24 protein-coding genes are annotated in these 23199 nt (G+C 70.6%); 18 read left to right on the forward strand and 6 right to left on the reverse strand.

The window, feature by feature from the left end; genetic code table 11:
• Window positions 1-29 precede the first annotated feature (29 nt).
• The 5 genes from DAERI_RS12445 to DAERI_RS12465 all read right to left on the reverse strand — a co-directional run bounded on the left by DAERI_RS12445 (window position 30) and on the right by DAERI_RS12465 (window position 4599).
• Entirely contained in the window at window positions 30-893 is an 864-nt protein-coding gene (locus DAERI_RS12445) for a metallophosphoesterase (protein ID WP_103129743.1), read from the reverse strand.
• Window positions 894-1077: 184 nt separating this feature from the next.
• Window positions 1078-1461: a hypothetical protein gene (locus tag DAERI_RS12450; protein WP_165794192.1), complete on the reverse strand. Its 384-nt coding sequence runs from the start codon at window positions 1459-1461 to the stop codon at window positions 1078-1080.
• 109 nt (window positions 1462-1570) lie between these two features.
• The gene (locus DAERI_RS12455; RefSeq protein WP_235610364.1) at window positions 1571-2953 is read right to left on the reverse strand and encodes an MATE family efflux transporter; all 1383 of its coding nucleotides are present in this window, start codon (window positions 2951-2953) and stop codon (window positions 1571-1573) included.
• 219 nt (window positions 2954-3172) lie between these two features.
• Window positions 3173-3628 (reverse strand): MerR family transcriptional regulator, encoded by a 456-nt coding sequence (locus tag DAERI_RS12460; RefSeq protein WP_103129744.1) that lies wholly within the window; start codon window positions 3626-3628, stop codon window positions 3173-3175.
• A complete protein-coding gene (locus DAERI_RS12465; protein WP_103129745.1) occupies window positions 3625-4599 on the reverse strand; it encodes an NADPH:quinone oxidoreductase family protein in 975 nt (324 codons plus the stop codon). The genes DAERI_RS12460 and DAERI_RS12465 overlap by 4 nt, the downstream gene beginning before the upstream one ends.
• Before the next feature lie 159 nt (window positions 4600-4758).
• Between DAERI_RS12465 and DAERI_RS12470 the strand changes: the two genes are divergently transcribed.
• From DAERI_RS12470 to DAERI_RS12515, 10 genes are all read left to right on the forward strand, one after another.
• Complete coding sequence (locus tag DAERI_RS12470; protein WP_235610366.1) at window positions 4759-5709, forward strand: ABC transporter substrate-binding protein; 951 nt, start codon at window positions 4759-4761, stop codon at window positions 5707-5709.
• A complete protein-coding gene (locus DAERI_RS12475; RefSeq protein WP_201262754.1) occupies window positions 5706-6638 on the forward strand; it encodes an ABC transporter substrate-binding protein in 933 nt (310 codons plus the stop codon). The genes DAERI_RS12470 and DAERI_RS12475 overlap by 4 nt, the downstream gene beginning before the upstream one ends.
• 8 nt (window positions 6639-6646) lie before the next feature.
• Window positions 6647-7585 (forward strand): sucrase ferredoxin, encoded by a 939-nt coding sequence (locus tag DAERI_RS12480; protein WP_235610367.1) that lies wholly within the window; start codon window positions 6647-6649, stop codon window positions 7583-7585.
• Window positions 7582-8559, forward strand: coding sequence for a FecCD family ABC transporter permease (locus tag DAERI_RS12485; protein WP_103129748.1), 978 nt, complete (start codon window positions 7582-7584; stop codon window positions 8557-8559). Before DAERI_RS12480 ends, DAERI_RS12485 begins: the two co-directional genes overlap by 4 nt.
• A 203-nt stretch (window positions 8560-8762) precedes the next feature.
• Window positions 8763-9686 (forward strand): ABC transporter substrate-binding protein, encoded by a 924-nt coding sequence (locus tag DAERI_RS12490; protein ID WP_201262755.1) that lies wholly within the window; start codon window positions 8763-8765, stop codon window positions 9684-9686.
• The gene (locus tag DAERI_RS12495) at window positions 9687-10697 is read left to right on the forward strand and encodes a FecCD family ABC transporter permease (protein WP_103129749.1); all 1011 of its coding nucleotides are present in this window, start codon (window positions 9687-9689) and stop codon (window positions 10695-10697) included.
• Entirely contained in the window at window positions 10694-11491 is a 798-nt protein-coding gene (locus tag DAERI_RS12500; protein WP_103129750.1) for an ABC transporter ATP-binding protein, read from the forward strand. The genes DAERI_RS12495 and DAERI_RS12500 overlap by 4 nt, the downstream gene beginning before the upstream one ends.
• A 363-nt stretch (window positions 11492-11854) precedes the next feature.
• Complete coding sequence (locus DAERI_RS12505) at window positions 11855-13651, forward strand: acyl-CoA dehydrogenase (protein WP_103129751.1); 1797 nt, start codon at window positions 11855-11857, stop codon at window positions 13649-13651.
• 167 nt (window positions 13652-13818) lie between these two features.
• On the forward strand, window positions 13819-15222 hold the full coding sequence (locus DAERI_RS12510; RefSeq protein ID WP_103129752.1) for a DEAD/DEAH box helicase: 1404 nt from the start codon (window positions 13819-13821) through the stop codon (window positions 15220-15222).
• Window positions 15209-16453, forward strand: a complete 1245-nt coding sequence (locus DAERI_RS12515) for a DUF790 family protein (RefSeq protein WP_103129753.1) — start codon at window positions 15209-15211, stop codon at window positions 16451-16453. The genes DAERI_RS12510 and DAERI_RS12515 overlap by 14 nt, the downstream gene beginning before the upstream one ends.
• 343 nt (window positions 16454-16796) lie before the next feature.
• Here DAERI_RS12515 and DAERI_RS12520 read toward each other — a convergent pair whose 3' ends face one another.
• Window positions 16797-17681: a C39 family peptidase gene (locus DAERI_RS12520; protein WP_103129754.1), complete on the reverse strand. Its 885-nt coding sequence runs from the start codon at window positions 17679-17681 to the stop codon at window positions 16797-16799.
• A 169-nt stretch (window positions 17682-17850) separates the two neighbouring features.
• On the opposite strand from DAERI_RS12520, the gene DAERI_RS12525 reads away from it, so the two are divergent.
• Genes DAERI_RS12525 through DAERI_RS12565 form a run of 8 tightly spaced genes read left to right on the forward strand, consistent with a single transcriptional unit; the run spans window position 17851 to window position 23196 of the window.
• Entirely contained in the window at window positions 17851-18627 is a 777-nt protein-coding gene (locus tag DAERI_RS12525) for an SDR family oxidoreductase (RefSeq protein WP_103129755.1), read from the forward strand.
• Between the two features lie 42 nt (window positions 18628-18669).
• Window positions 18670-19119 carry a MaoC family dehydratase gene (locus DAERI_RS12530; protein WP_103129756.1) on the forward strand — a complete coding sequence of 150 codons (450 nt, stop codon included), beginning with the start codon at window positions 18670-18672 and terminating at the stop codon, window positions 19117-19119.
• Complete coding sequence (locus DAERI_RS12535) at window positions 19116-19508, forward strand: nuclear transport factor 2 family protein (protein ID WP_103129757.1); 393 nt, start codon at window positions 19116-19118, stop codon at window positions 19506-19508. Before DAERI_RS12530 ends, DAERI_RS12535 begins: the two co-directional genes overlap by 4 nt.
• On the forward strand, window positions 19505-19954 hold the full coding sequence (locus tag DAERI_RS12540) for a PaaI family thioesterase (RefSeq protein WP_103129758.1): 450 nt from the start codon (window positions 19505-19507) through the stop codon (window positions 19952-19954). Before DAERI_RS12535 ends, DAERI_RS12540 begins: the two co-directional genes overlap by 4 nt.
• A complete protein-coding gene (locus DAERI_RS22820; protein WP_235610368.1) occupies window positions 19951-21165 on the forward strand; it encodes an SMP-30/gluconolactonase/LRE family protein in 1215 nt (404 codons plus the stop codon). Before DAERI_RS12540 ends, DAERI_RS22820 begins: the two co-directional genes overlap by 4 nt.
• Window positions 21162-21608 carry a PaaI family thioesterase gene (locus DAERI_RS12555; protein ID WP_165794193.1) on the forward strand — a complete coding sequence of 149 codons (447 nt, stop codon included), beginning with the start codon at window positions 21162-21164 and terminating at the stop codon, window positions 21606-21608. The genes DAERI_RS22820 and DAERI_RS12555 overlap by 4 nt, the downstream gene beginning before the upstream one ends.
• Complete coding sequence (locus DAERI_RS12560; protein ID WP_103129759.1) at window positions 21605-21961, forward strand: hypothetical protein; 357 nt, start codon at window positions 21605-21607, stop codon at window positions 21959-21961. Before DAERI_RS12555 ends, DAERI_RS12560 begins: the two co-directional genes overlap by 4 nt.
• Complete coding sequence (locus tag DAERI_RS12565; protein ID WP_103129760.1) at window positions 21958-23196, forward strand: acyl-CoA dehydrogenase family protein; 1239 nt, start codon at window positions 21958-21960, stop codon at window positions 23194-23196. Before DAERI_RS12560 ends, DAERI_RS12565 begins: the two co-directional genes overlap by 4 nt.
• The last annotated feature ends 3 nt before the right edge of the window (window positions 23197-23199 follow it).

Below are 23199 nucleotides of genomic sequence, written 5' to 3' on the forward strand. Positions count from 1 at the left end.
TTTCGGCCAGCCCCGGGCCTCCCCGCCGGTCAGGTGCCGGGTTCCAGATCCAGCACGGCGAGTTCGGCCGGGCAGGCCCAGCGCATGGGCACGCCGGTCACGCCCAGGCCGCGCGACACGAACCCGAGCGCGTGCCCGTCGGGCGCGTCAACCGGCGTGCCCTCGGCGGGCGACTGCACGATACGGGCGCCGCGCACCCACCCCTGCAGCACGTTCAGCAGCGTCGAGCGGCGCTTGAGGGGCCCGAACAGCGGCAGGCGCACCTGTCCGCCGTGAGTGTGCCCGCTCAGCGTGAGGTTCACCCGGGACGGCACCTGCGTCAGGTAGTCCGGGTTGTGGGCGAGCAGCACGACCGCCCCACCCGTATAGCCGCGCAGCGCCGCGTCCAAGTCCTGCATCCCGAACCACCAGTCGTCGACGCCCGCCATATACAGGTCGTCGCGGACCTGAACGCCCGCGTTGTTGATCAGGGTGACGCCGTGCAGGCGGAGCTGCTCGGCGAAGGCCACCCGGGTCGCGTTCGTATTCAGGCTCGTCCAGTCGTGGTTGCCCCACACGGCATACACGCCCAGGGGCGCGCGGAGCCGGGACAGCTCTTCCAGCAGGTTGTGGTGCCGTTGGCCGCCGACGCCGCTGTCCAGAAAATCGCCCGTGATGGCGATCAGGTCAGGCTGCTCGCGCCGGACCGCGTCCACCCAGCGCCGCACGGTGCCGCGCCCCACGAACAGGCCGTAGTGCAGGTCGCTGAGATGCACGATCCGCACGGGCCGGGTCAGGCCGGTCAGGGCGAGGCCGTGGCGGGTGGTGGTGAACCGGTAGGTGTTGGCTACTCCCAGCGTGCCGAAGGTGAAGACGCCCCAGCCGAGGGCGGACAGGACGCGCTTGAGGATCATGGAGTGAAGCTTAAAGCAGTTCCCCGAAGGCCGCGGTCCGGACGCCAGGCTCCGGGCGGCTCCCTTCCCCGTCCTGCCCGGCAGCGAGGGCGGCAAGTTGAGGAGGCTGGCCGACCGGCGGGGGAAGGAGGGAGAGATCCGGGACAAAAAAAAGCCCCGACCCTCTGGAGTCGGGGCGAGCCGCTTACTGCGCTTTCTGCTGGTGGTACTCGCGGATGTTGTCGTACACGTGGTCGGGGAAGTTCAGGTCGCGGTAGACGTTGCCCTCGTCGGGGTCGTCAGCGTTCGGAAGGATCGGGAAGTCCTGCTTCTCCATGTACTCCAGGATCTTCTCCCGGCGGGGCGGGTTGTAGTCCGCCTCCTGCACCTGCTGGACCAGGCCGCGGGCGTCCTCCTCGCTGAAGTCCTTGTCCTTCGCCAGTTGCGCGACCAGCTCGTCCTCGGTCAGGAAGTGCCGCGCGATGATGGCGTACACCAGCCGCCCGTAGTGCCCGATGTCCTGGCCCCCGTCCAACGCGTCGGTGAGGTGGGCCATCATGTGGTTCTTCCGCAGATCATCCATTGCCATAACTACCTCGTGGAAATAAGGTTATGGCGTAATAGGGCGGGGAACATGACGGGGCGCCTAAAGCACCTTCATGGTGGGACGAGGCCCCGCCTGCTGCCGGGGGCGCGCCTCAGTCGGCCCCGGTGAGCTCCGGTCGTCCGGGCCGCGTCCGGTGCAGGAAGCGCGTCAGCAGCGCCGCCGCCGCCGTGACCAGCCCTGCGGTCAGACCGAACCACAGCCCGCGCGGCCCCCCATCCAGCCCGAAGGCGAGGATCAGGCCGGTGCCCAGCCCGACCACCCAGTACGCCCCGAGCGAGATCAGCAGCGGCCAGCGGGTGTCGTGCAGCCCGCGCAGGGCGGCGTTGGCGGTGACCTGCACCCCGTCCACCGTCTGGAACAGGGCGGCGATGGCGAGCAGGGCGGTGGCCGTGGCGATCAGCGCGGCGTTGCCCGGGTCCCCCACGTTCACGAACACGCCCAGCACCGTGCGCGGCGCGAGCAGCTCCAGCCCCGCGAAGCACACCATCACGCCCGCCGCGACCGCGATGCCGGTCAGGCCCGCCCGGCGCGCCCCGGCCCGGTCCCCCGCCCCCGCCGCGTGCGCGACCCGGATGCCCGTGGCCGTCGCCAGCCCGAGGGGAATCATGAACACCGCCGTGATGACCTGGAGCGCGACGTTGTGCGCCGCCAGAGCCTCGCTCCCGAAGCGGGCCATCAGCAGGGCCGTCACGCTGAACATGCCCCCCTCGGCCCCCAGGGTCAGGCCGATGGGCCAGCCCAGGGCGAGCAGGGCCCGGACCTCGGCGCGCAGGTGCCGGGGTCCCAGGCCGGAAACCCGGGGCGCGCGGCGCAGGGCGACCGGCAGCAGGGCCAGCGCCGTTCCCCACGCCGTCAGCGCGCTCGCCGCCGCCGCCCCCGCCAGCCCCAGCGCGGGCAGCGGCCCCCAGCCGAAGGCGAGCGCCGGGCTGAGCAGCGCCACCAGCGCCACGCCGCCCAGCGCGATCGCCGTGACGGTGCGGGGCCGCCCGGTGCCCTCCAGGGTGCCGCGCAGGGCCGTGAACGCCAGCATCGGCAGCATCCCCAGCGCGTAGAGCCGCAGGTAGGTCGCGGAGAGGTCGGCCCGGATGCCCTCCGGGGCCAGGGCCGGGAGCAGGGCCGCCACGCCCCACATCAGCGGGAGGGCGAGGGCGGACAGGCCCAGCGCGAGCCACAGCCCGCCCCTCAGGGCGCGTGACACGCCTGCGGCGTCCCCGGCCCCGTGCGCCTGCGCCACGCGCGGCCCGACCGAGAGCATCACGCCCAGCAGCACGATGAAGACCAGGTAGTAGGTGGCGTTGGCGTACGCCGCCGCCGCGAGCTGCGCCTCGCCCAGCCGCCCGATCACCGCCGTGCTCACCAGGGTCAGGGCGTTCGACGCGAACTGCGACAGGGTCACCGGCCCCGCGAGCCGCAGCAGGGCGGCGAGTTCCCCCCTGCGGGAGGAGGAAGAGGGGAGGTGTGCGCCGCTGGTCACGCTTGCCCAGTGTACGCGCCGGGTGGTGCGGGAAAGCAGGCAAGTGGGGCCGGGGGTCTTTCTTTTCGTGGCCGCCGGGATCATGCCCGGGAGACTCGGCCACGAACACGGTGCCCAGCGAGAGGACGTGCCCCGTCACTCCCCCGCGATCAGGATGCGGCGTTTTACCCGTATGGCTGCCGTCCTCCCCTCCCCACAGGAGCGAAGGGGCAGAGGCGTTCAGTCCTCCTCCCCCACCTCCAGCGGTGCCACGTCCCCCCCGGTGAAGCGCTTCGTCAGCCAGCGGTCGAAGCGGGCGAGGCCGTCGGCCTGGCGGGCGTACGCCTCTTGCAGCAGGCGCAGCCGGGCATGGATAATCCGCAGCCGCTCGTCGGTCAGGGGGATGTCCTCGCGGGTCCAGTCGCGGCGGTAGGTGCCGCCTATGGTATGGGTGGCGCGGCGCAGCGTCACCATGTCGCGCACCTCGTCGAGCGGAACACCCAGGGCGCGCAGGTCCATCACGTCGCGCAGCAGCCGCAGGGCGTAGGGGCCGTACAGCGCCCGGCCCGAGGCGGTGACCTGATCGGGCGTCAGCAGGCCGAGTTCGGCGTAGTGCATCACCGTGCGCCGGGTCACCCCCGCCTCCCGCGCGAGTTCGGCGGTCGTGTAGAAGGTGACGGGGGTGGGGGAGGTCAGGGCGTCACCACCACCTTCCCGGTCACGCGCCGCTCCAGCAGGGCGCGCAGGGCTTCCGGCGTGCGCTCCAGCGGGTAGCGCTCACTCACGAGCGGCCTGATCGTCCCGTCCGCCACCCAGCCCAGCAGCCGGGCGAGGTTGCGCGCGTTGGCGCGCGGGTCCCGCCGGGCGAACTCGCCCCAGAAGACGCCGACGAGCGAGGCGCCCTTGAGGAGCGGGAGGTTGAGCGGCAGTTTCGGAATCCCGCCCCCCGCGAAGCCCACCACCAGGTAACGCCCGCCCCAGCCGATGGACCGCAGGGCGGGCTCGGCCAGGTCGCCGCCCACCGGGTCGTAGATCACGTCCGGCCCCCTGCCGTTCGTGAGGGCCTTGAGGCGCTCGCGCAGGTCCCCCTCGCTGTAGTTCACCGTCTCGTCCGCCCCGTGCTCTCGGCAGAGCTGCAACTTCTCCTCGCTGCTCGCCGCCGCGATCACCCGCGCGCCCAGCGCCTTGCCGATCATCACCGCCGCGAGGCCCACGCCCCCCGCCGCGCCAAGGACGAGCAGGGTCTCGCCCGCCCGGAGCCCCGCCCGGTCCACCAGCGCGTGCATGGAGGTGCCGAACGCGAGGGGCAGCCCCGCCGCCACGTCCGAGGGGACGGCGTCAGGCAGCGGCATGACGCTGGTGGCGGGGGCGAGGAGCCGCTCGGCAAAAGCGCCCGTCCCGGTAAAGGCCGCCGCCCGCTGGCCCACCCGCAGGTGCGTCACGCCCTCGCCGACTGCCGAGATCACCCCCGCCGCCTCCGCCCCCGGCGTGAAGGGCAGAGGGGGCTTCACCTGATACTGCCCCATCACCATCAGCGCGTCCGGGTAGTTCACGCCCGCCGCCTCCACCTGCAGGATCACCTCGCCGGGACCGGGGGTGGGATCGGGGACACTCTGGACGGTGAGGGCTTCGGGCTGGTCGAAAGCGGTGCAGATCAGGGCGCGCATGGAAGAACCTCCTGAAGGTCGAGTGACGAGGAATGCCCCATCTTACGGGCCTTCCTGCCCGCTGTGAACGCCGACGTTCAAAGTGGACGTGGACGGACATTCGGCAGAATCCAACCTTTTAACTTGACCAAATTACTCGGATTAGTGCAGTATCCCCTCGTGAAAGCTTCGCTGCTTGCCCTCGCTGTCCTTTCCCTCGCCCCCGCCTCGGCACAGACCCTGACTGTTCGGCACGACGAGGGGACCGCTCAGGTTGGGCGTGATCCCAAACGGGTCGTCGTGCTGGATGAAGAAGCGCTGGGCTGGATGTACGCCCTGGGCCTGGGGGACCGCGTGGTCGGCCTGGGCAGCGCGACGATCACCCCGGCCCAGCTCACGGCGAACGGTGCCATCAAGCCCGAGGTGCTGAAGGGCGGCTTCCTGGCGCGCGGCAAGCTGAACAATCCCCGCTTCGTGGGGAGCTGGACCGCGCCCAACCTGGAGACCATCCTGACGCTCAAGCCCGACCTGATCGTGCGCCTGACCTGGGAGGGGAACGGGAACTACGTCAACCTCAGCAAAATTGCGCCGACCATCGGTTACCGCGAGGACGCGCCCGGCTTCTGGAAGAAGGGGCTGCGCGACCTCGCCCGCGTCTTCGGGCGGCAGGAGCAGGCCGAGCGGGTCATTAAACAGGTATCGGACACCCACCGCGCCAACGCGCGCAGGCTGCTCGCGGCGGGCGTGTTCCGCAAGTACCCGAAAGCCGTCGTCATCTCGCCCTTCGCGGGGGGCAGCACCTGGGTCTACACGAAGGTGCGCCTGATCGACGACCTGCGCGCCCTGGGCTTCCGGGACGGCCTGAAGGCGGGCACGACCACCCTGGGGATCGGCGCCCAGATCAGCGACGAGGCGCTGCTGAATCTCGACCGGCAGACGCTGGTGGTCGTCATGCCGCCCGGCGGGCAGTACAACGGCGCCGACGCCTTCCTGAAGTCGCCGGTCGGCCAGCGCCTCAAGGGGCAGAGCGTGGTCTACAACCTGGAGGCGAACAGTCCCTGGTCCGGCCCCCTGGTGTCGGTCCGCAACAGCAACGAGGTGACGCGCCTGATCCTGGAGGCGATGAAGTGAGGCGCGCCGCCCTCCTCCTGCTGCTCGGCCTGGGGGGGTCCGCCCTCGCCCAGTCCGCGCCCTGCACGGGCAAGCTGGTCCCGCACGCCCTGGGCCAGACCTGCGTGAAGGGCATTCCCAAGCGCGTGGTGGCCCTGGAGTGGACCTACGCCGAGAACCTGCTGGCCCTGGGTGTGCAACCCGTCGGCATGGCGGATATCGCCGGGTACAGGGAGTGGGTCAGGATTCCTGTTCCGCTCGCCGCGGGCGTGCAGGACGTGGGCACCCGGCAGCAGCCCAGCCTGGAGAAGATTCGCGCGCTGAGGCCCGACCTGATCCTCACGGCGAAGCTGCGCTCGGGGCAAAACTACGCCCAGCTCGCGGCCATCGCCCCCACGCTGGTTTTCGATAGCTACGCGGGCGGCTCCCAGTACGCCGAGATGCGCTCCACCTTCACCACCATGGCGGGCGTGCTGGGAAGGCCCGGCACCGCGCGCCAGGTGCTGACCAACCTCGACGCGCGGCTCGCGCGGGTGCGGAGTGACCTGAAAGCTGCCGGGCGGGGCGGCGAGACCTTCGTGTTCGCGCAGGCCTTCACCGCGCGGGGGGGCACGCCGACCATGCGCCTCTTCACGAAAAACAGCCTGGTCAGCGAACTGCTGGAGCGGGTGGGCTTGGTAAATGCCTGGAACGCCCCGTCGGGAGCCTACGGCTTCTCCGAGCTGGGGCTGGAGGGCCTGGCCGCGCTGAAGACGCGCAACTTCCTCTACGTCGCCCAGAAGGAGGACAACGTGTTCACCGCGCCCGCCACCGCGCCGCTGTGGCGGGGGCTGCCCTTCGTGCAAGGGGGCCGGGCCTACGCGCTCGACGAGCGCACCTGGACCTTCGGCGGCCCGCTCTCGGCGCTGGAACTGGCGCGCGGCATCAGTCAGGGGATGCTGGGCCGTTGAGCCAGGTCGTGACCCCCTCCGCCCGCCTCCCCCTGTGCGCGGACGCCTCGCGCGCCGCCGGGGAGGACCCGGTCGGCACCGCCCCCCACTGGCAGGAGGTCACGGTGCTGGAACTGGACGTGCCCGTGTGGGCGCAGCTCCGCGACGTGGACGCCTGGACCGCCGAGCAGCGCGGCGTCTTCGAGGCGTTGCGGGGCCGGGTGGAGGCGAGCGGCGCGGGCTTCGGCCTGCTCATGTCGGCCCCCGAGCAGCCCGGCCAGCCGCTGCGGGTCCGCCACTACGTGCGCGGCGAAGGGGGCTTCACCCGCCGTGACTATCAATCCGCCCTGCCCCAGACCGAGTGGGCGCGCGGCCTGAGCGCCACCCTGCTGCGCTCCGGGGAACTGGGCGACTGGGCGGAGGTCCCCGCGCCCCCCGGCCCCGACCACCACGTCTGCACCCACGGCACGGTGGACGCCGCCTGCGGCAAGTACGGCGTTCCGGTGTTCCGCGCCCTGCGGGAAGGCGGGCACCGCGCCTGGCGCACCGGCCACTTCGGCGGGCACCGCTTCGCCGCGACCGCCGTGGAACTCCCCAGCGGGCTGCTGTGGGCGCACCTGACGCCGGAGCTGGCGGATCAGGTTGCCCGGCGCACCATTCATCCGGCTGCTGTACGCGGCCACCTGCGCGGCTTCGCGGGGCTGCCCCCACTCGCGCAGGTGCTCGACCGGGAACTGCTCGTGCGTTACGGCTGGGACTGGCTGGAGGCCGAACGGACGGCCCGGGTGGACCTGGAGGGCGAGGAGGGCGCCCGGGTCACCCTGGACTTCCGCCTGAACGGGCAGGCGGGCCGCGCGACCGCCCTCGTCCGGGACGGGGTGCCCCTCCACCTGCCCGGCTCCAGCCACAAGGCCGACCTGGGCCGCATTCGGCAGTACGGGGTCGAGGAGGTGCGGGTCAGCCTTTGAAGCGTCCCCTCTTCCTGCTGCTGGCCGCCGGAGTGCTGCTGCTCGCCCTGCTGGCCTCGCTGGCGCTGGGGGCGAGCGACATCGCGCCCGGCGTGGTGGCCCGGCTGCTGCTCCGGCCCGACGACAGCACCGACAGCCTGGTCATCCACACGCTGCGGCTGCCGCGCACGCTGGTGGCGGCCCTCGCGGGGGCGGGGCTGGGCGTGTCGGGGCTGCTGCTCCAGGGGGTCACGCGCAACCCGCTCGCCGACCCCGGCATCCTGGGGGTGGAGGCGGGCGGGGCGCTCGCCATCCTGATCATGGTCGTCTTCTTCCCGGCGGCCCCGGCGGCGCTGTTCGTGCCCGCCGCGTTCCTGGGCGGGGCGCTCGCGGCGGCGCTCGCCTACGGGGTGGCGCGGCGGGTGGGGGTCACGCCGCTGCGGCTGGCGCTGGCGGGCGTGGCGGTGGCGAGCCTGGTGGGGGCGGCCACCCGGACCGTCCAGCTCCTCTTCGAGGAACGGGCGCAGGGCGCGCTGTTCGCCCTCTCCGGCTCGGTGGCGGGCCGCACCTGGGAGCAGGCCGCGCAGGTGGCCCCCTGGATGGGGCTGGGCCTCGCCCTCTCCCTGCTCCTCACCCCCCGCGTGAACGTGCTGGCCCTGGGCGAGGACGTGGCCCGGGGCCTGGGCGCCCGCACCGAGCGGGATTCGTTCCTGGTCACCGCGCTGGGCGTGCTGCTCGCCGCCGCGTCCGTCAGCGTGGTCGGGCCGGTGGGTTTCGTGGGGCTGATCATTCCCCACGCGGCCCGCGCGCTGATGGGGCCGGACCACCGCTTCAGCCTGCCGCTCGCGGCCCTGCTGGGGGCGGCCTTCCTGACCGGGGCGGACATCCTGGCCCGGTTGATCGACAAGCCCGCCGAAACGCCCGTCGGCATCCTGGTCGCCGCCGCCGGGGCACCATTTTTCGTGGCGCTCGCGCGGCGGATCGGGCGGCGGTGATGGGGAGGAAGGCTCCTTCCCCCTCTCCCCTCGTGGGAGAGGGCCGGGGTGAGGGGGCGTGTGACCAGCCTCAGCTTCTGCAAGATGGCCTGCCTCTTCCACTTGCCGCGCCGCAGGTCGTCTGCGTTCACCCCCTCCCAGCCTCCCCCCTCAAGGGGGAGGGGCAAACAGCCACCCCCACCCAAATCAAGGAGAACTCTTCCATGCCAAAGAACCTGCTGACCCTGACCGCTCTTGCCCTCGCCACCACCGCTGCCGCCGTCACCGTGGCGCACGAGCGGGGCACGCTGAACCTCGACAAACCGGCCCGGCGTGTGGTCGCGCTGGAATACTCGTTCGTGGACACCCTCGTCGCGCTGGGGGTTCCGCCCGTTGGCGCCACCCTGGGCACCCAGGGCGGGGACCGGGGCACGCCGCCCTACCTGCAACCGCGCGTGAAGGGGGTGACCGTCACCGGCAGCCGCGCCCAGCCCAGCCTGGAGACGATGGCCGCCTTACGCCCGGACCTCATCCTGGCGGACGCCTTTGTTCACGGGAACGTGTACCCGCAGCTCTCGCGCCTGGCGCCGACCGCCGCCTTCCAGAGCCGCCGGGGCAGCCTGGACGACCTGAACGCGCAGACCCTCGCCATCGGCAAACTTGTGGGGCGCGAGGCCGCCGCCCGGCAACTCCTCGCCGACCAGAAGGCGCTGCTGAACAAGGCGCGGGTGTTTGCCAAGAAGGGCGCCCCTCCCTTCGTTGCCGCCGTCGCCACGCCGGGGAGCCTGACCGTCCACACGAGCGGCAGCTTCGTGGGGAGCTTCCTGGAGGACCTGGGCCGCAAGAACCTGCTCCCGGTCAAGGACGGGCAGACCCAGTACGAGATTTCACTGGAGGGCCTGCTCGCCCTGAACCCCTCCACCCTGGTGCTGTTCACCGCCCCCGACGAGACGCCGATCACCGCGAGCTGGAAGACGAACCCCCTGTGGCAGAAGCTCAGCGCCGTGCAGCGGGGCCGGGTCTACGAGTTCAGCCGCGACAACTGGACGCGCGGACGCGGCCCCCTCGCCCTGAAGCTGATGGTGGCGCAGACCATCGAGAGCCGATTCCTTCAGGACGCCGCGCCCCCGGCGGAGTTCCGGTACTAGATGGTCAGCCCCTACACCTCCCGCCGCGCCCTGCTGATCGGGCTGGGGCTGGCGGGCGTGACCCTGCTCGTCGGGGTGCTGGCGTTGGGCCTGGGGGCGGTGCGAACGCCCGCGCCTGATGTGCTGCGCGTGCTGACCGGAGGCGGCGACGACCTGACGCGGCAACTCGTGCTGGAGCTGCGGGCGCCGCGCGTGCTGGTGTCGCTGCTGTGCGGGGCGATGTTCGCCGCATCCGGCGCGGTGATGCAGGGGGTGATCCGCAACCCGCTCGCCTCGCCCGACCTCATCGGGGTGGGGGCGGGGGCGGGGCTGGCGGTCACCTTCTTCCTGCTGGCGTGGCCGGGGGCGCCGGTCGGGGGGTTGCCCTGGGCGGCGCTGGCGGGAGCGTGGGGCGGCTTCGGGCTGGTGCTGCTCCTCGCGCGGGAGTGGGGGGGCGTGAGGTTGAACAGCCTCCACCCGGTGCGGCTCGCGCTCGTCGGCGTGGCCGTGGCAGCGGCGCTGGGGGCCGTTCAGCAACTCGTGCTTGTCCGGGCGCCCGACGGGCTGGGCACGGCGCTGAGTTTCCTGACGGGTACGGTGTACGGCGCGGACGCGACGAGGGTGGCGCGGGTCCTCCCCTGGGCGCTCGTCCTGCTGCCCGCCGCACTGCTGCTCTCGCGCACGCTGGACGTGTTGAACTTAGGGGAAGACCTCGCCACCTCCCTGGGCACCCGGGTGAATCCGGCGCGGCTGCTCGCCCTGGGGGTGGGGGTCGCCCTCGCCGCCGCCGCCGTGACGGGCGCGGGTATCCTGGGCTTCGTGGGGCTGCTCGCGCCGCACCTCGCGCGGCTGCTCGTCGGGGCGCGGCACGCCCGGCTGCTGCCCGTCTCCATGCTCGTCGGGGCGCTGCTCGTCCTCGCCGCCGATACACTGGGACGTTCGCTGCTGCCCCCGGTCGAGGTTCCGGCGGGCATCTTCACCACCCTGGTGGGGGCACCCTATTTCCTGTATCTGTTGAGGCGCAGCGTATGACCCAGACTCCCTCCCCCCTCTCCACCGAGAAGCTGCGGCTCGGCTACGGGCAGACCGTCATCGTGCCCGGGCTGGACCTGCGCGTGGCGGGCGGCCAGGTCACCAGCATCATCGGGCCGAACGGCTGCGGCAAGAGCACCCTGCTGCGCGCCCTCGCCCGGCTGCTGCCCGCCGGGAGCGGCGAGATTCAGCTCTACGGCCAGGCGCTCCACGCCCTGCCCTCCCGCGAGGTGGCCCGCCGCCTGGCGATCCTGCCCCAGGGTCCCACGGCCCCCGAGGGCCTGAGCGTGGAGGAACTCGTCTGGTTCGGGCGCCACCCCCACCAGGGCCGCTTTCCCGTGCGCCGCGAGGAGGACCGCGAGGCCGTGGCCTGGGCGCTGGCCCAGACGGGCATGACGATCTTTGCGGGCCGCCCGCTGGAGGCGCTTTCCGGCGGGCAGCGCCAGCGCGCCTGGATCGCCATGAGCCTCGCCCAGCAGACCGATATCCTGCTGCTGGACGAGCCCACAACCTACCTGGACCTCTCGCACCAACTGGAGGTGCTGCACCTCGCCGGGCGCCTCAACCGCGAGGGGGGCAAGACGGTCGTGATGGTCCTGCACGACCTCAACCAGGCGGTGCGCTACAGCGACGAGCTGGTCGCCATGAGGGACGGGCAGGTCTACGCCCAGGGCCGCCCCGAGGACATCATGACGGCCGAGCTGCTGCGCGACGTGTTCGGCCTCAAGGCCCACATCCTCGCCGACCCCGACACGGGCAAGCCGCACGTGATCCCCTACGCGCTGACACGGTGAATCTTTCTGCTCCCTCTCCCCTCGTGGGAGACTCGTAGAGCTGCTTGCAGAGGGCTAGGGTGAGGGGGCGTGGGAGCGGCAATAACGGCAACAAGATGCCCCGCCACCCCTTCCCGCCGCGCCGCAGGGCGAGCCCGCTCACCCCCTCCCGGCCTCCCCCCTCAAGGGGGAGGGGTTTTTAATGTGCTGCACGTGACTTCCGTGGAGCCGTAATCGGAGGCGAGGTGTTTTGGGAACGGCGGGGCTCCGGGGCCGACATGATCCTGCGACCTCCTTCTCCCAGATGAACGCCCGCGTTCAAAATTGACGTTCACGGACACTCCGGCCTAAGCTGACCGCAATTTCACCCCAAGGAGTCCCCACATGGCCCCCTTCCTCTCCCGCCGTGACCTGCAATTTCAGCTTTACGAGGTGCTGGACACCGCTGCCCTGCCCGGGCGCCCCCGCTTCGCCGAACACTCGCGTGAGGTGTACGACGACATTCTCGGCCTCGCTTACAACGTCGCCGACCGCTACTTCGCCAACCACGCCCGCGAGGCGGACCTGAACGAGCCGCATGTGGTGGATGGGAAAGTCAAGCTCGTCCCCGCCGCCGAACAAGCGATGAAAGCCTTCCGCGAGGCGGGCTTTTTCAGCGCCCACGCCGACGAGGAGTTGGGCGGGCTGCAACTGCCCAACGTCGTCGCGCAGGCCATGCACGCGCACTTCAAGGCCGCGAACATCGGCACGAGCAGCTATCCCTTCCTGACCATCGGAAACGCGAATCTGCAACGGGTCTTCGCCTCGCCGGAGCAGCAGCAAAAATACATGCTGCCCCTCCTCGAAGGCCGCTGGTTCGGCACGATGGCCCTCTCCGAGCCGCACGCGGGGTCGGGGCTGGCGGACATCACGACGAGCGCCACGCCGAGAGGGGACGGCACCTACGCCATCTCCGGCACGAAGATGTGGATCTCGGCGGGCGAGCACGAGCTGTCGGAGAACATCATCCACCTCGTCCTGGCGCGGATCAAGGGCGCCCCGGCGGGCGTGAGGGGCATCTCCCTCTTCATCGTGCCGAGATACCGGGTCCAGCCGGACGGCAGCGTCGGTGAGTCCAACAACGTCGTCCTGGCGGGCCTGAATCACAAGATGGGCTACCGGGGCACGACAAACACGCTGCTGAACTTCGGTGAGGGCGGCGAAACCCTTGGGGAACTGATCGGCGAGCCGGGCCAGGGCCTGCGCTACATGTTCCACATGATGAACGGCGCCCGCATCGGGGTGGGGATGGGCGCGGTGATGCTGGGCTACGCGGGGTACCTCGCCAGCCTGGAGTATGCCCGCGACCGGCGGCAGGGGCGGCACGCGAGCAACAAGGACGCGGCGAGCCCGCCCGTCCGCATCATCGAACACGCCGACGTGCGCCGCCTGCTGCTGCGGCAGAAGAGCTTCGTGGAGGGCGGCCTCGCGCTGGGCCTCTACGCCGCCCACCTGGAGGACGAGATCGAGACCGGGCCGGGGGAGACGCGGCGGGACAACGAACTCCTCCTCGACCTCCTCACGCCCATCGTGAAGAGCTGGCCGAGCAAGTACAGCCAGGAGGCGCTCAGCGACGCCATCCAGGTCATGGGCGGTGCCGGGTACACCCGCGACTACCCCGTCGAGATGTACTACCGCGACAACCGCCTCAACCCTATCCACGAGGGGACCGAGGGGATTCAGGGCAACGACCTGCTGGGCCGCAAGGTGACGCAATCGGGCGGGCGAGGGCTACAAGTCCTCCTCGAACGGATTCAGGCGGACCTGGAGGCGTCGGAGGGGTTAGAAGGACTGGACGAGATTCGCGTGGCCGTCGTCAAGGCGCTCAACCAGAGCGGCGCGGCCCTCCAGACCATCCTCGGCCAGGCGCCCGAACTCGGGCCGGACCTCTTCCTCGCCAACGCGAACAGCGCCCTGGAGATGATGGGGCACACGGTCATCGGCTGGATGTGGCTGCGGCAGGCGGTCACGGCGGCGCAAAGACTGCCCGGGGCGCGCGGCGACGATGCCGACTTCTACCGGGGCAAACTCCAGGCCGCCCGCTTCTTCGCCACGCACGAACTGCCCAAGGTGAGGGCGCACGCCGACCTGCTGGCGAGTGCCGACCGCACGACCTTCGACATGCAGGACGCCTGGTTCTGAGCCCACCGGGGGCGGCCGAGGTGTAGAACCTTTGTCGTTCAGGGGAACAGAGTTGCGGCCAGGCGGGGAAAGCCCGCTTCACCCCCGTGCCTGATCCGACTGCCCCGTCAGCAATCGTCATATCGGGAAGGATGAGCCTGACCTTCCCCCGGTAGCATGGCCTTCCAATGGCATACGCCCTGCGGCTCGACCGGGGCACCCTCGTGATGTACGAGGTCCCCGAGGCTGTGGCGGGTCTCTTCGTCTGGGACGCCCGCAGCCAGTCCTGGCGTGCGCCGGGCAAGGCGTACCGGGACGTGATGGAGCGGCTGCGGGAGGCCGGTGTCCCCGTCCGGGACGAGGCCGCGACCTTCCAGAAACTTGAACTCGGCTACGCCCGCGAGGTCACCCCCTACCCCCACCAGCAACTCGCGCTGAACGCCTGGAAAAAGGCGGGTCGGCGCGGCGTGGTCGTCCTCCCCACCGGGGCGGGCAAGACGCTCGTGGCGCAACTGGCGATGCGGGACACGCCGCGCAGCACCCTGATCTGCGTGCCGACCCTCGACCTGCTGCACCAGTGGTATTCCGGGCTGCTCGCGGCCTTCCCCGACGCGCAGATCGGCCTGCTCGGCGGCGGCAGCCGGGACGAGACGCCCATCCTGATCAGCACGTACGACTCCGCCGCCATCCACGCCGAGCAGTTGGCGGGAAGGTACGCCCTCCAGATTTTCGACGAGGCCCACCACCTCCCGAGCGACTTCCACCGCTCGGTGGCCGAGCTGGGCCTGGCGCCCTACCGGCTGGCCCTGACCGCGACCCCCAAACGCGGCGACGGGCGGGAGGTCCACCTGGAAGACCTCGTCGGCCCGGTGGTGTACCAGTGCGCCCCGGAGGACCTGGCGGGGGACACCCTGGCGGACTACCGCGAGGTCATCATCAAGGTGCGGCTGAGCCCCGCCGAGCAGCGCCACTACGACGACCTGATCCGGCAGCGCAACGACTTCCTGCGGCGCGACAACATCCGGCTGGGCAATCTGGAGGGGTGGCAGCAGTTCATCCTGAGCACCGGCACCCCGCAGGGCAAGGCCGCCATGCGCGCCCACCGGGAGGCCCGCAGCATGGCCTACGGCACCGAGGGTAAGCTGCGCGTGCTGGAGGAACTCCTGGCGAACCACCCCTCCGAGCGCACGCTGATCTTCACGGACGACAACGCCACCGTCTACCGGATCAGCCACGACTTCCTGATTCCCGCGATCACCCACCAGACCCCGGTGCGCGAGCGCCACGCCCTGCTGGAGAAATTTAGGAGCGGGGCCTACCGGGTCCTCGTGACCAGCCGCGTGCTCAACGAGGGGGTGGACGTGCCGGAGGCGAGCGTGGCGGTCGTCCTCTCGGGCACGGCGACGGAGCGCGAACACATCCAGCGCCTGGGCCGGATTTTGCGGAAGGCGGAGGGCAAGAACGCCGTGCTGTACGAGGTCGTCACCGAGGGCACCAGTGAGGAGCGGGTCAGCCAGCAGCGCCGCGGCCAGTGGCAGCCCGGCCAGGCCGCCTTCACCCCCACCTGGGAGGACCTGAATGCTCCCCACTGACCTGCTGATGTTCCGCGTGAAGGCCGGGCTGGTCGAGCCCCGGCGGCTCAAGGCCACGACGAACAACCTCCGGCTGGCCGAGCAGGCCATCGCTGCCTTCGAGGCGAACATCGGCAAACGCCGCCTGGACCTGGACGAGGACCTCAAGGCGCTGGAGGCGGGGCGGCAGGACTTCAAGGTGCTGCGGGGAATGGCCCACCTGTTGGCGACCGGCGCCGCCACCTTCGAGACTGGGGGCGACGTGGAGCCGGGGGCGGTGCGGGCGAAGGTGTTCGAGCTGGCCCAGGCCCATCCGCCCAGTCGCCACCGCCGGACGCTGATCTTGGAGCAGGCGGCGGCGGCCCTCTCCGGGGAGACCCGGCTGCGGGCGGAGGACGTTTCCGAACTGCTCTACGCCGACCTGCCGGACCAGCAGCGGCTCGTGGCCTTCGATCCGCCCGAGCCGCGGGAGTTGCTGGAGCGCTTCAATCTCGCCCAAGCCCAGGGGATGCTCTACCGCGCCTACAGCCTGATCATCACCGCCCGGCGTAACGAGCCCGCCCGCTACAAGCAAATGCTCAAGTACACGAAGTTCTTCGGCCTGATGGTGACGGTGGAGGGGGACGCGAACTACGGCTTCACGCTCACGATGGACGGCCCGACCTCCCTCTTCGGGGGCACGACGCGCTACGGCCTGGCGCTGGCGAAGTTCCTGCCCGCCCTGCTCCACGTCACAAAATGGGACCTGACGGCCACTCTCAAGCCCCGCAAGGACCTCGCCTGGGTGGACCCGGGGGACGAGGAGTGGTCCTTCCAGCTCACCAGCGAGGACGGCTACGTGAGCCACTACAAGCCGCCCGAGGAGCACGACAGCGCCCTGGAGGCGGGCTTCAGCGACCGCTTCGCCAAGCTGGACACTCCGTGGGGGCTGGAGCGCGAGGTTGATCTCGTTCCCGTGCCCGGCGGGGTGATCATCCCCGACTTCCGCCTGGTCCACCCGGATGGCCGCAGCGTGCTGGTGGAGATCGTGGGCTACTGGCGCCCGGAGTACCTGCGGAAGAAGTTCGAGCTGCTCAGGAAGTCGGGGCGCCGGGACGTGATCGTCTGCGTCTCCGAACGCCTGAACCTGGAGCGGGCGGGGGTGGACCCCAGCGACTTCGACGAGCGCCTGATCTGGTTCAAGGGCGTCCTCCCGCCCAGGGACGTGCTGTCGGTGGCGGAACGGCTCCTGGGCTCGGCGACGGCGGCTTGAATAGGGGAGGTGCTGAGCGCCGAGGCTGGAGTGTGGAGTAACCGTCGAGTGGTCGGCTCAGCGACCTGTAGGAACCCTTGCACATCCGCTTCCGCAAAGCTCCGGTGAGTCTTGGTCACTTTCCCAATTCAAAGTTCCAGAAAACTGCTTCAGGACGTAGTTTTTGCCCCTCCCCCTTGAGGGGGGAGGCCGGGAGGGGGTGAACGGGCTCGCCCTCCCGGCGGGGCGAAATCTCAATACCCCGGAAAACGTACCGGACCACCGTTCAGAACGGGGCTGTTCACCGCCGAATTCATGGGGGGAACCAACACATCTGCCGAAAGCTGGGAGACCCGAGGGACTCCTACCCCCCCAGTGCCTCCCGGGCCAGGTTGCGGAATTTCAGGAGTTCCTTGCTCTGCGGGTCAATTCTCAGGGCAAGCTGGGCGTATTTCAGCGTCTTGTCGTGGTCGCCTGACCGGGACCAGGCCTCAAACGCTTCCTGGCGGTACAGGTAATAGATGGTGGGGACGCCCAGTTCGGCGGCCCGCGCGAAGTTCTCGGCGGCGGCGCCCACCAGACCCAGGCGCAGGTTGGCCTTGCCCAGTCCCCACCAGTTGTAGGGGTCGCCCGGACGCGCCTTGACGTTGCTCTCGCCGATCTGCTTGAGGTTGCGCCAGTTGGCCGCCGCGCTGAAGTCCTCGCCCAGGGCGGCCCGGACCTCGCCCTCCTTGTTCGGCGGGTAAGAGACCATGTATTCGCCGTTGTAGTAGTGCCAGAGGTCCATCAGCTCGGCCTCGCCCAGCCACAGCCGGGAGCCGCGCAGGGGGTCGGAGGTCAGGAAGCGGCCCCGCTCGTAGCCGTACACGGTGCGGAAGTGCGCCACGTTGCTGCCGGGCTGGAGGCGCTGCTGCACCACGACGGGCAGCCCGCGGGACACGAGGTCGCGCAGCAGTTCCGGCGTGCCCGCGTACCGGATCACGCTCCGCAGCCCGAAGCGGCCCAGGTAGTCGGCGAGTTCCAGGCTCGTCACCTGCGGGTCGCGCGCCGAGTCCTTGAGGGCGTTCGCGGCCTGCGCCTGGGTGATCCGCGTGCCGTAGTAGCCCGCGATGGTGAGCGCCGTGACGGGCCCGCAGTTGTCCGGCCCCTGGCGGTCGTAGGGGAGATTTTTCAGGGTCACGCTGGCGGGAAGGGCAGAGGCGGTTCCCAGGATGGCGCAGACAGCGAGGGGAAGCAGGCGGCGCGGCATGCCCCAGCTTGCCGGGTGCGGTGCCCCCTGGGAAGTATCCCGAATAAATATCCATTTAATATCGTACGTCCGCGAATGTCCCCGGGCGTTCAAAATTGACGCGCACGTACATTTTTCCTATGGTGGGGTGACCGTTTTCGCCCGGCACAACTCACCCGGAGGCATCCTCATGGCACTCAAGGAACTCTTCGACCTGACCGGCAAAGTCGCCCTCATCACCGGGGGCTCGCGCGGCCTCGGCCTGCAAATCGCCGAGGGGCTGGGCGAGTACGGCGCCACCGTCGTCCTGACCGCCCGCAAGCAGGACGAGCTGGACGAGGCCAGAGCCCACCTCACCGGAATGGGCATCACCGCGCACGTCTACCAGAACGACCTCTCGCAGTTCGAGACCATCGAGCCGCTCGTCGAGCGCATCGTGGGCGAGGTCGGCCCCATTCACATCCTCGTCAACAACGCCGGGGCCACCTGGGGCGCACCCGCCGAGGAGCATCCCTTCGAGGCGTGGCTCAAGGTCATCAACCTGAACGTCAATGGCCTCTTCCTGCTCACCCAGGCGGTGGGCAGGCGGTGCATGATCCCCGCCCGGGCGGGCCGCATCGTGAACGTCGCCTCGGTCGCCGGGCTCAAGGGCAACAGCCCCCGCATGATGGGCACGGTCGCCTACAACACCTCCAAGGGCGCGGTCGTGAACCTCACCCGCGCGCTCGCCTCCGAGTGGGCGAAGTACGGCGTCACCGTCAACTCCATCTGCCCCGGCTACTTCCCCACCAAGATGACGAAGGGAACCATCGCCTACGGGGAGGAAACCATCATCGGCGCCACGCCCCTGGGCCGTCTGGGCGGTCCCGAAGACCTCAAGGGCCTCGCCCTGCTGCTCGCCAGCGACGCCTCGGCGTACATGACCGGGCAGAACATCGCGGTGGACGGCGGCGTGACGGCAATTTAGGAGTGGTCAGCCAAAGCCCGGACACTGACCCCAGGAGGACCCATGCACCTTGAAGACCTCCGCGCCCGTGTGGGCCAGGAAATCGCCCTCTCCGAGTGGGTCACCGTCAGTCAGGAGATGGTGAGTGGGTTCGCCGACGCGACGGGCGACCACCAGTTCATCCACGTGGACCCCGAGCGGGCCGCACAGACCCCCTTCGGCGGCCCCATCGCGCACGGCTTCCTGACGCTCTCGCTGCTGGCGGGGCACCTCATGACGGCGGGCGGCGCTCCCCGGCTGGAGGGGGCGCGGATGGTCGTGAACTACGGCCTGAACCGCGTACGCTTCATCGCCCCCGTCCCGGTCGGCAGCCGCCTGAGAAACCGCGCCGTGCTGCTTAACGTCGAGGACGGCGCCGGGTACGCCCAACTCACCGTGGGCAACACCATCGAGATCGAGGGGGCACCCAAGCCCGCCGCGACCGCTGAAACGGTGATGCGGGTGTACCTATGACGGGCACGGAAGAGCCGGAGCGGCTGATCCTGGACTTCGCCGCCGCTGCCGTGGCCGGGCACGCCGCCGAGTTCTTCGGCCGGGTGGCCCATCCCCTTTACGTGTTCGTCGGCGCCGACGGTCGCCGCGAGGGGAGGCAGCCCCACCTGGAGGGCTGGCGGGCGTTGGAGGAGGTCCGGCGCTACACCTCGGTCACCCCAACGGCTCTGACGATCAGCGAGGTGGGCGGGAGTGCGGTCGCCACCTTCTACGAGCGCGTTCAGGGAGAACATGCGGGCCGACCGTTCGACCGCACGTTCCTCTGGTCGGCACATTTCGTCCGGGATGGGGGCCGCTGGCAACTCCTGGCCGAACACGCCACCCTCGTCCCGCAGGGGGAGAACCCATGACCCGGACCAGGAGTGAAGCCCAGGCCGTCGCCTTCGCCCAGCGTGTGCTCGACTCGCAGCCCTTCAGCGTCCTTGTCGGCGCGCGGGTGGAGGAGATGTCGCCCACGGGCGTGGTCGTGCGGGTGCCCTTCCGCCGCGACCTCACCCAGCACCACGGCTTCGCGCACGGCGGTGTGCAGGCCGCGCTCGCGGACATCGCCCTCACCTTTATGGGGGCGGCGGCGCTGGGGCCGAGCGTGCTCACCTCGGAGTTCAAGATCAACTTTTTGAAGCCGGCGGTGGGTGAGGCGCTCGTCGCCCGGGGAAGCGTCATCAGCGCCGGGAAACGGCAGGCGGTGACCCGTTGTGACCTCTTCGCTGTGCAGGAGGGCGGGGAAAAGCTCGTCGCCACGGCGCTGGGCACCATCGTGACGGCGGACGTGCCTCCGGCGGGAGGGGCTTCATGAGGCTCCGCACCCTCCTCGGCCTGACCCTCGGCGCGGGCGTGGGCTGGCTTCTCCTCGCGCCCACGCGGGTTCGCCCGGTGGCCTGGGAGGGGCCGGGCCTCGTTCCTTCCCGCACGGGGGGGCCTTACGCCGACAACGGGCGGCTGAACGCGGCTGAACTCTTCGCCCCCGTGCCGGGCAAAACGGCACCCGAATCCGTGGCGGTGGACGCCCAGGGCCGCCTCTACTCCGGCTTTGAGGGGGGCGCCATCGTCCGTTTTCAGCCGGATGGCACGGCTCCCGAAGTCTTCGCCGACACGGGCGGCCGTCCCCTCGGCCTGCGCTTTCACCCGGACGGCAGCCTCCTGATCGCCGACGCCCTGCGCGGCCTGCTGCGGGTGGGGCCGGAGGGGGGAGAGGTCCGGGTCCTGACCACCAGCGCCGAGGGCGTGCCCTTCCGCTTCACGGACGACCTCGACGTGGACCGGGCGGGCCGCTTCGTGTATTTCACCGACGCTTCGAGCGAATACGGCTGGCCGCACGAACTCCTCGACCTGCTGGAACACGGGGGGCACGGGCGGGTCTTGCGGCACGACCTGGGGACGGGGGAGACGACCGTGCTGGCGCGGGGCCTGAACTTCCCGAACGGGGTCACGCTCGGCCCGGACGAGGCGTACCTCCTCGTGACCGAGACGGGCACCGCGCGGGTTCACCGCCTGTGGCTGAACAAAGATCGCGTTGATTCGCCAGAATCAACCGAGCGGAGCGAGAAGCGACAGAGGCGGGGCGGTGGAGGTGGACGAACCTCCGGTGCCTTTCCGGAGGTTCGGGAGCCGGAGCCGTCTCGCCGTGAGGGCGAGCGGGCCGGAACGCTGGAGGTCTTCGCGGACAACCTCCCCGGCTACCCGGACAACGTGCGCTACGACGGCGCGGGCACCTTCTGGGTCGCGCTGCCCAGTAGGCGCTCGCCGCTGCTGGACGCGACGGCGCAGCGGCCCTGGTTGCGGCGGGTGGTCGCCCGGATCGCCGAACGTGCCCACCTCCCCCTCCCCGAGGAGTCCATGCTCGTCGGGCTCGACCTCGGGGGCCGCCCCGTCGCCTTCGCCCAGGGGAGCGGGCCGGACAGCTACGGTTACATCACCCAGGTGCTCCCGGTCGGGGACAACCTGATCCTGAGTTCGCTCCATGGGGACACCCTCGCCCGCGTGCCCATCTCCCAGGTGCGCTCATGACGGACCCGGACCTGAGCGCCGCCCGCGAACGGCTCCGGCTCGCGGCAGAGACGAGCGGCTTCACGCGCTTTATGGGCACCCGCCTGAAGCGGCTGGAGGCCGGGCTCGCGGAGATCGAACTCGACCTGCGGCCCGACCTGACCCAGCACCACGGCGCCGCGCACGGGGCGGTGGTCGGTTACCTGGCCGACACGGTGAGTGCCTGGGCCGCCTCCACCCTCGCCGGGGACGTGGTGACCTCCGAGTACAAGCTGAACCTGCTCGCCCCCGCGAGGGGTGAGGTGCTGTGGGCCCGCGGGGAGGTGCTGCGGGCGGGGCGCCGCCAGGTGGTCGTCCGCGCCGAGGTGTACGCCCGCAGCGGGGGAGAGGACACCCTCGTTGCGGCGGCCCTGGCGAGCATCACACCCGTGGGCGGGCGGCCGTCCAGGGAGACCGGGACATGAGGCCGGGCACCGTGTACACCCTGGAGCGGGACGGGGAGACCCTGGGCCGCCTCACCGTCACGGACAGCGAGATGTTCGCCGTCCACTGCGATTTCGAGCCGACGCCCGAGTTTGAGCCCTACCGCGCCCTGTTCGACGAGGACGCCGCGCTCGCCGAGCGGGTGGCCGACGACGACAGCCCGGCGCTGATGGAACAGGCCGAGGCTGTGCTGGACCGCCTGCTGGCCCTCGGGCTGGTGCTGCGCCGTGTGGGCGGCGGCGTGTACCGGGACGCCCTGATCAGCATCGAGGGCGACCGCGCGGGCTTTCGCCCCCTGACTCCGCCCCTTGATGGCGAGGAGGAACCTCTATGACCCTATTCGACACGTCCCCCCGCACCACCGATCTGCGCGCCCGCCTGGCCGCCTTTATGGACGAGTACATCTACCCCAACGAGGCCGAGTTCCACCGCCAGGTGAACGAGGGCAACCGCTGGGAGCATGTGCAGCTCATCGAGGACCTCAAGCCCAGGGCGCGCGAGCAGGGGCTGTGGAACCTCTTCCTGCCGCCCGCCAGCGATCCGAATGGCAAGTTCGGGCCGGGCCTGACCAACCTGGAGTACGCCCCGCTGTGCGAGGTCATGGGCCGGGTGTGGTGGGCGCCTGAGGTCTTCAACTGCAACGCGCCCGACACGGGCAATATGGAGGTGCTCGCCCGCTACGGCACCCCCGAGCAGCAGGAACAGTGGCTCATTCCCCTCCTCAACGGCGAGATCCGCTCCGCCTTCTCCATGACCGAGCCGGAGGTGGCGAGCAGCGACGCCACGAATATCCAGGCGAGCATTGCGCGCGACGGCGACGAGTACGTCATCAACGCCCGCAAGTGGTGGACGAGCGGGGCGGGCGATCCCCGCTGCGCGGTCAGCATCTTCATGGGCAAGACGGACCCGCAGGCGGAGCGGCACCTCCAGCAGTCCATGATCCTGGTCCCCATGAACGCGCCGGGCGTGACCATCGAGCGGATGCTCACGGTCTTCGGTTACGACGACGCCCCGCACGGCCACGCCGAAATGACCTTCGAGAACGTGCGGGTGCCCGCCGGGAGCATCCTGCTCGGCGAGGGCCGGGGCTTCGAGATCGCTCAGGGAAGGTTGGGGCCGGGCCGCATCCACCACTGCATGCGCCTGATCGGGCAGGCGGAGCGGGCGCTGGAGCTGATGATTGAGCGGGCTGCCAGCCGGGTCGCCTTCGGCAAACCGCTCGCCGCGCATCAGCACGTGCGGGAGGCCATCGCGCACAGCCGCATGGAGATCGACCAGGCCCGGCTGCTGACCCTCCAGGCCGCGCACATGATGGACACGGTGGGCAACAAGGCGGCACGCGGGCAGATCGCGGCGATCAAGGTGGTGGCCCCGAACGTCGCCCTGCGGGTGATTGACCGCGCCATCCAGGTGTTCGGCGGCGCGGGGGTCAGCCAGGACACGCCGCTCGCCAACATGTACGCGCAGGCCCGCACCCTGCGCCTCGCCGACGGCCCCGACATCGTCCACACCGAGACGGTGGCGAAGGAGGAGTTGCGGCGGCAGGGGGTGGACCTCGGGCGGCGGTGATAC

This window comes from Deinococcus aerius (assembly GCF_002897375.1).
GTDB classification, from domain to species: domain Bacteria; phylum Deinococcota; class Deinococci; order Deinococcales; family Deinococcaceae; genus Deinococcus; species Deinococcus aerius.